We start from the raw sequence: 13,644 nt of genomic DNA on the forward strand, positions 1-13,644 counted from the left end.
GTCTCTTTGCGCTTAGATGATAAAGGAAAGCAGGAATGTGCCCGCCAGAGCAACAACCGACGCGATAAATGTCGCGGTTGTATAGTACTTAAATGTTTCATTCAGGGTGGCGCCGCAGTATTGCTTCACCAGCCAGAAGAGGGAGTCGGTCACGATCGTGCAGCCAATCGCGCCGGAACCGATGGCAATAGCGATGATCTCCGGGCTGACGTTGGGGTAGAGCGGCAGCATCGGCGCGACAATCGCCGTCGCGCCCATCATCGCAACCGTTGCGGAACCCACTGCGGCGTGCAGAATCAGCGCCACCAGCCAGGCCAGCAGAATCGGGTGCATGTGCATATTGGAGAGGATCACCGCCAGCGTATCCGCCAGACCGCTGCTTTTGAGGATAGCGTTGAACGCGCCGCCTGCACCGATAATCAGCAGGATGTTAGCAATCGAGCCAAAGCCGTTTTCGGTATGGGTCAGCAACGTACCCATACCGATATGCTGACGCAGGCCGAGAATGTAATAGGCCACGAAAACGGCGATAAACATTGCGGTGATCGGGTTGCCGATAAACTCCAGCAGCGTATACAGCGTGCCGCCCTGCGTCATATTCAGTTCGGCAACGGTTTTTACCAGCATCAGGCCAATCGGCAGCAGGACGGTAAACAGCGTCGCGCGTAAAGAAGGCAGCGTATTTTCATCGCGCACTTCGAGATCCGCAAACTCCGTCGGCACCGGCTTAAACGGCAGGCGGTTGCCGAGGAACTTCAGGAATAGCGGCCCGCCGACCAGCGACGCCACCAGCCCAACCAGCAAACCGTAGACGATAACGGAACCGATATCCGCGCCCAGCTTATTCGCCACAAACAGCGCAGCCGGATGCGGCGGCACCACGCAATGCACCGCCATTAGCGCGGTACACAGCGGAATAGCCAGCTTCAGCAGCGACGTGTTGGTTTTCTTTGCTATCGAAAATGCCAGTGGGATGAGCAGCACCACACCCACTTCCACAAACAGCGTGATGCCGCAAATCAGCCCCACCAGCACCATGATCACGTCAGCGGAAAGCCAGCGGCAACGCTGGAGCGTCAGGCCGATCCGTTCTGCCGCGCCGGACACTTCCATCATTTTGCCGAGAATGGTTCCGAGACCGATGACGGCGGCGAGGAAGCCTAACGTGCCGCCAATACCGCTTTCAATCGCATTGACCATCTCCAGCGGCCCCATGCCCATCATCGCGCCCACAAAGAAACTGGCCAGCAGCAGTGCCAGAAACGGGTGGAATCTGAATTTCACGATGGTCAGCACGATTAGCACGATGCTTACCAGCAGTGTGCTCACAACCCAAATTTGAGAGTGCATATCTCACCTTACCCTGTGATTAACATAGGCGTATTGGACGAAAAAACGGCACTTGCTGACAAACGATATAAATTGCCCTTCACATGAACCAGATTGAATCAAAAGGGTGATTTGCATCCAATAATGGTCTGTTTATGCGATATGGTTCACTTTGATTCATCTTTACGCTGATTTTCCAGGCGCATTTTTTTACACTGCAAAGCCAAAAAGAGGTCACAGAGGCGGCGATGGAACCCTTACGCGACGGCAGAAACCGTTTACTCAACGGCTGGCAATTATCAAAGCTGTACACCTTTGAAGTGGCGGCCAGGCATCAGTCTTTTGCGCTGGCGGCGGATGAGCTGTCGCTAAGTCCCAGCGCGGTCAGCCATCGAATCAATCAACTGGAAGAGGAACTGGGGATTCAGCTCTTTGTCCGTTCGCACCGCAAAGTGGAACTCACCCATGAGGGCAAGCGGGTATTCTGGGCGTTGAAATCGTCGCTGGATACGCTGAATCAGGAAATCCTCGATATTAAAAATCAGGAGTTGTCAGGGACGCTGACCGTCTACTCGCGGCCTTCGATTGCTCAGTGCTGGCTGGTGCCTGCGCTGGGAGATTTTACTCGCCGCTATCCGTCCATCTCGCTGACCATGTTGACCGGTAATGACAACGTGAATCTCCAGCGGGCAGGGATTGATTTAGCGATCTATTTTGATGATGCGCCCTCGGCGCAGCTGACGCATCACTTCCTGATGGATGAGGCCATTCTGCCGGTGTGCAGCCCCGAATATGCCCGTCATCATGACTTAACGAATGCGCGGGTTAACCTGCGCCACTGTACGCTCCTGCATGACCGACAGGCATGGAGCAACGACTCCGGCACCGATGAATGGCACAGTTGGGCGCAGCATTTTGGCGTGAATCTGCCGACATCGTCGGGCATTGGCTTCGATCGTTCCGATTTAGCCGTTATTGCGGCAATGAACCATATCGGCGTGGCGATGGGGCGTAAACGGCTGGTGCAAAAGCGTCTTGATAGCGGCGAACTGATTGCGCCTTTCGGCGAGATGACGCTGAAATGCCACCAGCACTATTATGTGACCACGCTGCCTGGCAGACAGTGGCCGAAAATCGAGGCGTTTATCGGCTGGTTGCAGGAGCAGGCGACGTAGCGTTTGCCACGCGAAGATTTATTGCATGTAAAGCCAGAAAGCGTGCTAAATACGTGATATGACTCCTGATGATTTGCTTAAGGACAATCGTGTTAAAGCCGCTTGCTTCTCTCTTCCTGCTCGTCAGCGCCACGGTGTGCGCGGCTCAGCCGCCGTTGACCGCTTCGCGCTATGCGCAGCAGCTTGGTGTGGGGATGGACGTTGACTGGGCGCGCACCGAACGGGGTATCCGGGAGTTTGATCCTCTGGTGGTGCGTGATTTTCAGGCGAAGGGATTTAAGCATGTGCGCATACGCGTCGCGGGAGAGCCGACGGAAGCGCGACTCATCCACCTGCGAAAACTGGTGGAGGCGTGTGAGCAGTATGGCGTGATTCCGATCATTGCTTATCAGGCCGATGAGTATAAAAACGACCCCAGTCCCGGCAATGAACAAGAGGTGATCAACTGGTGGGTAGCCGTCGCGCACTATTTTGCGCAACGTTCGCCGCTGCTGGGGTTTGACCTGATTTATGAACCGGCGGAGAAACTCAACCACAGCCAGGCTTCCCTGAACCGGGTATATGACAAAACCATCCGCACCCTTCACGCGATTGACCCCCAACGCATGATTTTTGTCGCGCCTCGTTTGCGCGCCGCGCCGGAAGCGTTGTCGGCCCTAAAACTGCCCCCGCAAAGCCAGAATTACGTGCTGGCGGAGTGGCATATCTTTCCGTGGGGGCCGTTGAAAAATAACGGTAAATACCCGTGGACGTCGGGCACGGCGGCGATTCGCGCGCGAATTAACGCCGCCGCGCGCTGGCAGCAAAAAACCGGCCATGTCAGTTGGGTTGGCGGCTGGGCGCCGGGCGAATCAATCAAAAATAGCCCTTCCGCTTCGCAGCTCGCGTTTGCCCGATTTATGGCGTGCGAGTTGCAAAGGGTGAATATTCCGTATGCGATTAACGCGGATACGCAGTTTTATGACGGGGAAGAAGGGGCGTGGCGCCCGGCGCTGGAGCCGCTCCTGACCACGATGATCTCGCCGGTATGTGAAAAGCCCGGCGGGAAACCGGGCCATCATTCGATTAAATCGTCTGCCCCTGATGCGGCACACGCGACGCCAGCGGCAGCCAGCACAGTAAAATCAGCAGCCCCATAAGCGTCATCAAAAAGCCGAGGCTACCCTGCCCGGTTTGCGGCAGCATCGCGGAGAGCCACGCCAGCACGCCGGAGCCGATGTTTTGCAGGCCGCCCACCAGCGCGCCAGCCGTTCCGGCAAGGAACGGGAAAGGTTCCATCGCGCCGCTGGTCGCCAGTGGGAACAGCATTCCGGCGCCGAAGAAGAACAGCGCGGCGGGGATCAGCAGCGTCCAGACGTTCATCACGCCAAACAGACCTGGAACCCACATCATGACGCCCGCCAACAGGCAACTGAATACCGACTGCCACATCAGCGTTGCGAAGCGCTTATTCGGGCGACCCGCAAACCACGCGCCGAAAAACGCCGCCGGAATTGGCAGAATAAACAGGATGCTTACCACCATGCTGCTCAGACCCAGCACCGCTCCCATCAGCACGCCGGAGCAGGCTTCAAAGACGGCGATTCCCGCCAGTCCACCAATCAGCATCAGCAGATAACAGGTAAATGCGCCGTTGCCGAATAATGTTTTATAGCTGGCGATCAGGCGGGTACGTGGTGCGCCTGTGGGGCGCGTCTCCGGCATCCAGCGCGCCATACTGAAGGTAACGCCTGCGCAGAGAACCAACAGGAAAACGTAACAGGCGCGCCAGTTCCAGACGGTATCCAGCAGTCCGCCAATCAGCGGCGCCAGCAACGGACTCACCAGAATCCCCATATTCAGCAGGCTGTTAGCGTGGCGTAACTGCGTGCCTTCATACAGATCGCGCGGCAGCGTACGCGCCATCACGCCGCCGACGCCGGTGCCCATGCCCTGCAACGCGCTGGCGGCAATCAATACCGTCAGGCTGTGGGTGGTAATCGCGACCAGCGTAGCCAGCATAAAAATGGACATCCCGACGAGGATTACCGGGCGGCGCCCTACCCGATCGGAAAGCGGGCCGTAAAACAGTTGTGATACGCCGTAGGTGAGCAGGTAAGCGGCCATGACGCTCTGTACTGCCCCTTCACGAACGTTCAGTTCACGCGCCATATCGGCAATGGCGGGGATATAAATGGTTTGCGCCATCTGCCCGACGGCCACCAGTAATACCAACATCAACAACAAATTGACGCTTCTCTGCCTTTTCATTTCGCTGATTACTTTTAAAAAAAGAAAAAAATAAGAATAAGGTGCTACGCATTCCCATAAATGCGAGTGGAATCTACCACACTAAAAAAAGAAGGCCATATTCACGGCGGGAATAGCGTGGGAGCCGAACGGCAGGATATGTAAACAAAAAGCGGCAACAATTGTTGCCGAGAGATTATTTTACCGCAGTTTGATGGTGCCCGGCGGCTCCCGTAGGCCGGATAAGGCGTAGCCGCCATCCGGCAATCAGGATAAACGCAGCAATATCGCCCCGGCGGCAATCCCGCCAGCCGCGACCAACCGTAGCCCGGCGACTTTCTCATTGAGCAGCAGCCAGGCAATCAGCGCGCCGAACAGAATGGATGTTTCACGCAGTGCGGCCACCACGGCCAGCGGCGCCTGAGTCATCGCCCACAGCGCCAGCCCATAGGAACCCATCGTGCCGATACCGCCAAAAATGCCTTTCTTCCAGTGCTGCGCCAGATAGCGCGAGGCTTCCCGCCGCCGGGCAATCATCGCCCAGCCAAGCAGACAGGTGCCGTTCAACAAGAAGGTCCACAGCGTATAACCCAGCGCGGTTTCTGACACCCGCACGCCCGTACCGTCCACCAGCGTATAGCCAGCGATAAAGCAGGCGTTGATCAGCGCCAGCGTGATACCCCGCCGGGAGCGGGCACGACCGTTACAGGCCATGCCGAGAATCGCCAGGCAAATTACCGCGATGCCGAGCCAGGCCATTGTGGAAAGGCTATCGCCAAGAAACAGGACGCTAATTATCGCCACCAGCAGCGGTGCGGTGCCGCGCATCAGGGGATAGGTCTGGCTCATATCCGAAACCTGATAGGTTTTGGCGACCAGCACGGTATAAACCACCTGTAAGGCGGTGGAGGCGGCTAAAAAAGGGATGCTGGCGGCGGGAAGGGGCGGGGCGAAGGGCAGACACGCCAGCGCCATCAACGCTGCGGAACCACTGACGCTGATTGCGGAGTAAAGTTTGTCATTTCCCGCCTTCACGATGGCGTTCCAGCTGGCATGCAGCAGCGCGGCGAACAGTAAAATGCAGAAAATGGAAAGGGTCATGGTTCAGGTATCGTCAGTGGTTGTCATAAAAACGTAACATATCGACGATGGACAAGCACCAGGCAGATGATGAAAGGGGAGCGGTTGCCCGCTCCCCTTCGGTACGGCTTGAATCTGAATTACCGGAGGTATTTCAGAACGGCATCAAGCAGTTGCAGTGCAGCAACAATGAGTTTCAGGATAAGAATAGCGATATCCACGAGGCTCATACGCTCTCCTTCTGGTAAAAGGAGCACGGTGCTGACGTACCTCTCCGCCGCCTGTTGTCAGCACCTTTTGTTGACATAACACAGTGTGCTCACACGGGGGTTAAGGCGCTGACGGCACCACCCGTTTCAGCCAGGACTTTGTTGCGCCGGTTACGATGCGGCCCCCTATAACACATTGCGTACAGTGATATTATAGATAAATACTGTATGAATGAACAGTATTTTGTGGACGGATCGCGACTTCTGATCCATACTCAAATGCGTCAAAATTCGTGCCGAAATTGCGTGTTCTTCGCGGAACGCGTATACTTCTGATGTTGATATAACACAGTGTGCTTTGCGGCAACCAACCGCATAACGCTGATAAAAACCTCGCTCCGGCGGGGTTTTTTGTTTTGCAGGCCTGTGTCGGCATCTGGCAAAGCGTGATCGTCGACGCATTTTTGTGCAGATGAAAAATTTTCCGTTGTCATGCCTGAAAAGCTGTGCTTGTATAAAACCTGTTAATCCATAAACAGACAAGGTCCCTAATGAACCCTTCCATGCTGACTGCGACCCTACTAAAAACTGCGCAACCTGCCGCAGTGGTCGTCGTGCGTGTGGTGGTGGTCGTCGGCAATGCGCCGTAGGGACTGGAACAACACACGATTCCAAAACCCCGCCGGCGCAAACCGGGCGGGGTTTTTCGTTTAAGACACCTTCCCGGCAAGTCGGCCCAGAATAAAAGGACTGGAGCATGGCAAGTTCGGGCACAACATCAACATCCCCGCGTACGCGCTTTACGGGCGCAGAGTTTATCGTTCATTTTCTGGAACGTCAGGGCATTAAAATCGTCACTGGCATTCCGGGCGGTTCGATTCTCCCCGTTTACGACGCCTTAAGCCAAAGTACGCAAATTCGCCACATCCTGGCGCGCCATGAACAGGGGGCGGGGTTTATCGCTCAGGGGATGGCGCGAACCGACGGTAAACCCGCGGTATGTATGGCCTGTAGCGGGCCGGGCGCGACTAACCTGGTCACCGCCATTGCCGACGCGCGTCTCGACTCCATTCCGTTGGTATGCATCACCGGTCAGGTTCCGGCCTCGATGATCGGCACTGATGCGTTTCAGGAAGTTGACACCTACGGCATCTCTATCCCCATCACAAAACATAACTATCTGGTCAGAGATATCAATGAGTTGCCACAGGTAATGTGCGATGCGTTTCGTCTTGCCCAGTCCGGGCGCCCTGGGCCGGTGTGGATAGACATTCCTAAGGATATACAGACGGCGGTGTTTGACATTGAAGCGTTGCCTGCTCCGGCTGAAAAAATGGCGGCGCCGGAATTCAGCGCTGAGAGCATTCGTGATGCGGCGGCGATGATCAACGCCGCGAAGCGCCCGGTGCTGTATCTTGGCGGCGGCGTGATTAACGCGCCTGCGCGTGTGCGTGAACTGGCGGAAAAAGCCAGACTGCCCACCACTATGACTCTGATGGCGCTGGGCATACTGCCGAAGGCGCATCCGCTTTCTCTGGGAATGCTGGGCATGCATGGCGCGCGCAGCACAAACTATATTCTGCAAGAGGCGGATCTGCTGGTGGTTCTGGGGGCTCGTTTTGATGACCGGGCGATTGGCAAAACCGAGCAGTTCTGCCCGAATGCCAAAATCATCCATGTGGATATCGATCGCGCGGAGCTGGGTAAAATTAAACAACCGCACGTTGCCATTCAGGCTGATGTTGATGACGTTCTGGCGCAGTTGATTCCGCACATTGAGGCTCAGCCACGCGAAGAGTGGCATCAACTGGTGGCGGATTTGCAGCGCGAGTTCCCGTGCGCGATCCCTGAAGCCAGCGATCCGCTCAGCCATTACGGGCTGATTAATGCCGTTGCCGCCTGCGTGGATGACAGCGCGATTATCACGACCGACGTAGGCCAGCACCAGATGTGGGCCGCACAGGCTTATCCGCTCAACCGTCCACGTCAGTGGCTGACTTCCGGCGGGCTGGGGACGATGGGTTTTGGCTTGCCTGCGGCGATTGGCGCGGCGCTGGCGAACCCGGACAAGAAAGTGTTGTGCTTCTCCGGCGACGGCAGCCTGATGATGAATATTCAGGAGATGGCGACCGCCAGCGAAAACCAACTGGATGTAAAAATTATCCTGATGAATAACGAAGCGTTGGGGCTGGTGCATCAGCAACAAAGCCTGTTCTACAAGCAGGGCGTGTTTGCTGCTACCTATCCGGGGATGATCAACTTTATGCAGATTGCCGCAGGTTTTGGTCTGGAAACCTGTGATTTAAATAATGAAGCCGATCCGCAAGCGGCGCTGCGGGAAATCATCAGCCGCCCAGGACCGGCGCTGATCCATGTACGTATTGATGCGGACGAAAAAGTTTATCCGATGGTGCCGCCGGGTGCGGCCAATACTGAGATGGTGGGGGAATAAACCATGCAGAAACAATCACATGAGAACGTTATCCTGGAACTCACCGTCCGTAACCACCCCGGCGTCATGACGCACGTTTGCGGGCTGTTCGCCCGTCGCGCTTTCAACGTGGAAGGGATTCTGTGTCTACCCATCCAGAGCAGCGACCAGAGCCGCATCTGGCTACTGGTCAACGACGATCAGCGTCTGGAGCAGATGATTAGTCAGATCGATAAACTGGAAGATGTGGTGAAAGTGGCGCGCAATCAGTCCGATCCGTCAATGTTTAATAAAATCTCGGTTTTCTTTGAGTAATAATGGCTATCTGAACAAGGGGAAACCCTTGTTCAGGTTAATTATTCGAGAGTGTTATATAACTATAAGTAATATTTTCGGACGTGACGTGTCTTTATTATCCGGTTTATGAACTGTCTTATTTGCAGTATAGAAAGTATCTTTTCGGACAAAGTGACCAATACTCGCCTGAGCGTCTGGGGCGCTTCTTTACGATGTCATATTGCAATGATATTATGCGCCGGGTTGCTGTGATTCAGAGCGAATAACTAATGGAAATCGTTGAGCATCTTTTTATTGTTTGCTCCCCGCTTCAGCTCAGAATTGTTTCTAAGATTAAAGCGAGGTATAAACACGCGCGTTTTCATATCATCTACCTTAAAACAAAGGTAGAGTTAAAGTCCTATATATATGAAACAGTTAATAATGAATTCTCTTCTGGCTTAGTCGCCAGTATGGATTATGGCTTTATTAACATGCTGAAAATCAATCGCTTTCTTTCTCATAAGACAATCCATTATGTCTATATGGCAAATATCAGCCATCTTTCAGTGCAATACATTCTAAAAATGTTGTCTGATGACGTTAAGATTAGAACGTTTGATGATGGCATTCTGAGTATCAACTCCGCAGGCTATCTTGATAAACAAATAAAACTACGAAAAGGCCCCGGTCGTAAGTTAACGCGGATGTGGCTTGGTCAGCATTATAATATCAGGGATATCGCGAAAAGAAGTGAACTGCATTTCTCTATCGTAAAGCATAAAAGCAAAAGTAGAAATGTAGACTGCGATATTGTTTATATTGATGTTCTCTCAGAGGAGAAACAGCGCTTGCATACTGAGCGCAGTGCGCCTGTCTATGCCGGGGAGATCAATGTTTTTGTGGGCTCGAAATTTAAAGATATCCTTGATGTGAAAAATGATTCCAACCTTATTGCGTTGATTCATAAGATAAAGACGCTCGCAGCGCACTATCCTTCACTCCAGTACCTCAGGCACCCAAGAGAGTACAGCCAGCAGGTGTTTGGCATGACGGAAATTACGCTGAACGCCATTTCTGAAGATTATATTTGCCAGTTATCCTCGGCTTACCAGAGAGTGAATGTCTTTGGGTTTGCAAGCACTTGCCAGCTTAATGTGATGAAATTAGAGAATGTTTACATCACACTGCTCAAAACCACCCTGATCCGGCCCGATATTCGGGATTCCTTTGCGCTTTTTTCTGATAGCGACAAAGTGCGTATCTGCGACCTGGACAGTATGGAACCGTAACGGAGTCGTACGCCCGCCAGACGCATTGAATACTGCTCACGGCTTGAACAGCCATGCGCTTATCGTTAAGGTAAGCGCTTTGTGGGATGGCCGGCCTACAACGGCTCCCGCCCGTAGGCCTGATAAGCGCAGCGCCATCAGGCACTTTCAAGTACCAGGACAGAACCATGATCACCATCGCCCTTATTGACGATCACCTTATCGTCCGCTCCGGCTTTGCGCAGCTGCTGGGGCTGGAACCTGATTTACAGGTTGTGGCCGAGTTTGGCTCGGGGCAGGAGGCGCTGGCGGGATTACCGGGGCGCGGCGTGCAGGTCTGCATCTGCGATATCTCCATGCCGGATATCTCCGGGCTGGAGTTATTAAGTCAGCTTCCTAAAGGGATGGCGACGATAATGCTGTCGGTACATGACAGTCCGGCGCTGGTGGAACAGGCGCTGAACGCCGGTGCGCGCGGCTTCCTTTCCAAGCGCTGTAGCCCTGACGAGCTGATTGCCGCGGTACACACGGTGGCGACGGGCGGCTGTTACCTGACGCCGGATATCGCCGTTAAACTGGCGGCCGGACGGCAGGACCCGCTGACCAGACGTGAACGCCAGGTGGCGGAAAAGCTGGCGCAGGGAATGGCGGTGAAAGAGATCGCCGCCGAGCTGGGGCTGTCGCCAAAAACGGTACACGTACATCGCGCCAATCTTCTGGAAAAGCTGGGCGTCAGCAACGATGTTGAACTGGCGCGCCGCATGTTTGATGGCTGGTGATGAAAACCATCCTTTCCCGGTTAATTACCGTTATTGCCTGCTTTTTTATCTTCTCCGCCGCGTGGTTTTGCCTGTGGAGCATCAGCCTGCACCTGGTTGAGCGCCCGGAGCTGGCGGTACTGCTGTTCCCGTTCGGTTTACGCCTGGGGCTGATGTTGCAGTGTCCGCGCAGCTACTGGCCGGTATTGCTGGGCGCGGAATGGCTGCTGGTCTGGTGGCTGGCGCAGGAAGTGGCGCTGGCGCATCTACCGCTTTTGATGATCGGAAGCCTGTTGACGCTGCTGCCTGTGGCATTAATCTCCCGCTATCGCCATCAGCGCGACTGGCGCACCCTGCTGTTACAGGGCGCGGCCTTGACGGCGGCGGCATTGTTACAGTCTCTGCCCTGGTTAGGCCAGGGGGAAGAGACGTTAAACGCGCTGCTGCTGACGCTTACCGGCGGGTTGACGCTGGCGCCCATCTGCCTGGTGTTCTGGCATTACCTGACCAGCACCACCTGGTTACCGCTCGGCCCGGCGCTGGTCTCGCAGCCGGTGAACTGGCGCGGGCGGCATCTGGTCTGGTATCTGCTGCTGTTCACCGTCAGCCTGTGGCTACAGCTGGGTCTACCGGCTGAGCTGTCACGCTTTACGCCGTTCTGCCTTGCGCTGCCGATTATTGCGCTCGCCTGGCATTATGGCTGGCAAGGGGCGCTGATCGCGACGTTGATGAACGCCATCGCGCTGATTGCCAGCCAGACCTGGCACGATCATCCCGTTGATTTACTGCTTTCTCTGCTGGCGCAAAGCCTGACCGGGCTGCTGCTTGGCGCGGGGATTCAGCGCCTGCGCGAACTCAACCAGTCGCTGCAAAATGAGCTGGCGCGCAACCATCGTCTGGCGGAACGCCTGCTGGAAACGGAAGAGAGCGTGCGGCGCGACGTAGCGCGGGAACTGCACGACGACATCGGTCAGACCATCACCGCCATTCGCACTCAGGCGGGAATTGTACAGCGGCTGGCGGCGGATAATGGCGGCGTAAAACAGAGCGGGGCGCACATTGAGCAACTGTCGCTGGGCGTGTATGACGCGGTGCGTCGCCTGCTGGGGCGCTTGCGTCCACGCCAGTTGGATGACCTGACGCTGGAACAGGCTATCCGTTCGCTGATGCGGGAAATGGAGCTGGAAAGTCGCGGCATCATCAGCCATATCGACTGGCGAATAGACGAGTCTGCGCTCAGCGAAAGCCAGCGGGTAACGCTATTTCGCGTTTGTCAGGAAGGGCTGAACAACATTGTGAAACACGCTAATGCCAGCGCGGTTACGCTACAGGGCTGGCAGCAGGATGAGCGGCTGATGCTGGTGATTGAAGACGATGGCAGCGGCCTGCCGCCGGATTCCGACCAGCAAGGCTTTGGTCTGACCGGGATGCGCGAGCGCGTGACGGCGCTTGGCGGCGTGCTGGCCATCTCCTGTACGCACGGCACGCGCGTTAGCGTGTCGTTGCCTCTGCGTTACATTTAAGGAGCGGCGATGCTGACGTTTCTGAAAGCTCCGGCAAATGCGCCGTTGATAACCGATAAACACGAAGTTGATGCGCGTTACCGCTACTGGCGGCGACAGATCTTACTTACCATCTGGCTTGGCTACGCGCTGTTCTATTTCACCCGTAAAAGTTTTAATGCCGCCGTGCCGGAGATCCTCGTCAGCGGCGTGCTGACCCGCAGTGATATCGGCCTGCTGGCGACGCTGTTTTACATCACTTATGGCCTGTCGAAGTTTGTCTCCGGCATCGTCAGCGACCGTTCCAACGCCCGTTATTTTATGGGCATTGGGCTGATCGCCACCGGCGTGGTGAATATCCTGTTCGGTTTCTCCACGTCGCTGTGGGCCTTTGCATTACTGTGGGCGTTGAATGCCTTCTTCCAGGGCTGGGGAGCGCCGGTGTGCGCCCGTCTGCTGACGTCCTGGTACTCGCGTAATGAGCGTGGCGGGTGGTGGGCCATCTGGAATACCGCGCATAACGTCGGTGGGGCGCTGATTCCGATCGTCATGGCTGCTGCCGCTCTGCATTACGGCTGGCGCGCCGGGATGATGATTGCCGGAACGCTGGCGATTATCGTCGGTATTTTTCTCTGCTGGCGGCTGCGCGACAGGCCACAGGCTATCGGTTTGCCAGCGGTCGGGGACTGGCGGCATGATGAGCTGGAAATCGCTCAGCAGCAGGAGGGCGCGGGGCTGACCCGCAAAGAGATCCTGACCAAATACGTGCTGTTGAATCCCTATATCTGGCTGCTCTCGCTGTGCTATGTGTTGGTGTACGTGGTACGCGCGGCGATCAACGACTGGGGCAACCTGTATATGTCGGAGACGCTGGGTGTCGATCTGGTCACCGCCAACACGGCGGTCACGATGTTCGAGCTGGGCGGGTTTATCGGCGCGCTGGTGGCGGGCTGGGGCTCAGATAAACTGTTCAACGGCAACCGTGGGCCAATGAACCTGATTTTCGCTGCCGGAATACTGCTCTCTGTCGGTTCGTTATGGCTGATGCCGTTCGCCAGTTACGTGATGCAGGCGGCGTGCTTCTTCACCACCGGCTTTTTTGTCTTTGGCCCACAGATGCTGATCGGCATGGCGGCTGCGGAATGTTCGCACAAAGAGGCGGCGGGGGCGGCAACCGGTTTTGTCGGTCTGTTTGCCTATCTTGGCGCATCGCTCTCCGGCTGGCCGCTGGCGCAGGTGATGGAAACCTGGCACTGGACCGGGTTCTTTGTGGTGATTGCCATCGCGGCGGGCATTTCCGCCCTGCTGCTGCTGCCGTTTTTGAACGCGCAGGCGCCGCGCGAGGCCAGCATTACGTGACGGACTTCACCTTTTTACCCCGAGT

Annotated in this window: 13 protein-coding genes; 9 read left to right on the top strand and 4 right to left on the bottom strand. The window is 55.8% G+C overall.

What is annotated here, in order from left to right; translation table 11 throughout:
* Positions 1-12: 12 nt before the first annotated feature.
* The gene (gene dsdX / locus OGV67_RS00350; protein ID WP_047460149.1) at positions 13-1,350 is read right to left on the bottom strand and encodes a D-serine transporter DsdX; all 1,338 of its coding nucleotides are present in this window, start codon (positions 1,348-1,350) and stop codon (positions 13-15) included.
* Positions 1,351-1,577: 227 nt separating this feature from the next.
* On the opposite strand from dsdX, the gene dsdC reads away from it, so the two are divergent.
* Together dsdC and OGV67_RS00360 are read left to right on the top strand one after the other, a co-directional pair.
* On the top strand, positions 1,578-2,504 hold the full coding sequence (gene dsdC / locus OGV67_RS00355; RefSeq protein WP_024130072.1) for a DNA-binding transcriptional regulator DsdC: 927 nt from the start codon (positions 1,578-1,580) through the stop codon (positions 2,502-2,504).
* A gap of 89 nt (positions 2,505-2,593) precedes the next feature.
* Complete coding sequence (locus OGV67_RS00360) at positions 2,594-3,643, top strand: cellulase family glycosylhydrolase (protein ID WP_181899680.1); 1,050 nt, start codon at positions 2,594-2,596, stop codon at positions 3,641-3,643.
* Here OGV67_RS00360 and emrD read toward each other — a convergent pair.
* The 3 genes from emrD to tisB all read right to left on the bottom strand — a co-directional run bounded on the left by emrD (position 3,570) and on the right by tisB (position 6,043).
* The gene (gene emrD, locus OGV67_RS00365) at positions 3,570-4,754 is read right to left on the bottom strand and encodes a multidrug efflux MFS transporter EmrD (protein WP_058668305.1); all 1,185 of its coding nucleotides are present in this window, start codon (positions 4,752-4,754) and stop codon (positions 3,570-3,572) included. The two genes, OGV67_RS00360 and emrD, sit on opposite strands and share 74 nt — an antisense overlap.
* A 246-nt stretch (positions 4,755-5,000) precedes the next feature.
* Complete coding sequence (locus OGV67_RS00370; RefSeq protein WP_012000775.1) at positions 5,001-5,834, bottom strand: EamA family transporter; 834 nt, start codon at positions 5,832-5,834, stop codon at positions 5,001-5,003.
* Positions 5,835-5,953: 119 nt separating this feature from the next.
* On the bottom strand, positions 5,954-6,043 hold the full coding sequence (gene tisB, locus OGV67_RS00375) for a type I toxin-antitoxin system toxin TisB (protein WP_047460159.1): 90 nt from the start codon (positions 6,041-6,043) through the stop codon (positions 5,954-5,956).
* 530 nt (positions 6,044-6,573) lie between these two features.
* Here tisB and ivbL point away from each other — a divergent pair.
* The 7 genes from ivbL to OGV67_RS00410 all read left to right on the top strand — a co-directional run bounded on the left by ivbL (position 6,574) and on the right by OGV67_RS00410 (position 13,619).
* Positions 6,574-6,672 (top strand): ilvB operon leader peptide IvbL, encoded by a 99-nt coding sequence (ivbL, locus tag OGV67_RS00380; RefSeq protein WP_047460165.1) that lies wholly within the window; start codon positions 6,574-6,576, stop codon positions 6,670-6,672.
* 107 nt (positions 6,673-6,779) lie between these two features.
* Positions 6,780-8,474, top strand: a complete 1,695-nt coding sequence (ilvB, locus tag OGV67_RS00385) for an acetolactate synthase large subunit (protein ID WP_012000772.1) — start codon at positions 6,780-6,782, stop codon at positions 8,472-8,474.
* Positions 8,475-8,477: 3 nt separating this feature from the next.
* Positions 8,478-8,768 carry an acetolactate synthase small subunit gene (gene ilvN / locus OGV67_RS00390; RefSeq protein ID WP_012000771.1) on the top strand — a complete coding sequence of 97 codons (291 nt, stop codon included), beginning with the start codon at positions 8,478-8,480 and terminating at the stop codon, positions 8,766-8,768.
* A 251-nt stretch (positions 8,769-9,019) separates the two neighbouring features.
* A complete protein-coding gene (locus tag OGV67_RS00395; RefSeq protein WP_110493634.1) occupies positions 9,020-10,021 on the top strand; it encodes a glycosyltransferase family 52 protein in 1,002 nt (333 codons plus the stop codon).
* Between the two features lie 167 nt (positions 10,022-10,188).
* Positions 10,189-10,779, top strand: coding sequence for a response regulator transcription factor UhpA (gene uhpA, locus OGV67_RS00400; protein WP_024130070.1), 591 nt, complete (start codon positions 10,189-10,191; stop codon positions 10,777-10,779).
* Complete coding sequence (uhpB, locus tag OGV67_RS00405; protein ID WP_115614293.1) at positions 10,779-12,281, top strand: signal transduction histidine-protein kinase/phosphatase UhpB; 1,503 nt, start codon at positions 10,779-10,781, stop codon at positions 12,279-12,281. The genes uhpA and uhpB overlap by 1 nt, the downstream gene beginning before the upstream one ends.
* Before the next feature lie 9 nt (positions 12,282-12,290).
* Positions 12,291-13,619, top strand: coding sequence for an MFS transporter (locus tag OGV67_RS00410; RefSeq protein ID WP_012000766.1), 1,329 nt, complete (start codon positions 12,291-12,293; stop codon positions 13,617-13,619).
* Positions 13,620-13,644 lie beyond the last annotated feature (25 nt).

The sequence above is a fragment of the Citrobacter sp. CK188 genome (assembly GCF_030333525.1).
Taxonomy (GTDB): Bacteria; Pseudomonadota; Gammaproteobacteria; order Enterobacterales; family Enterobacteriaceae; genus Citrobacter_B; species Citrobacter_B koseri.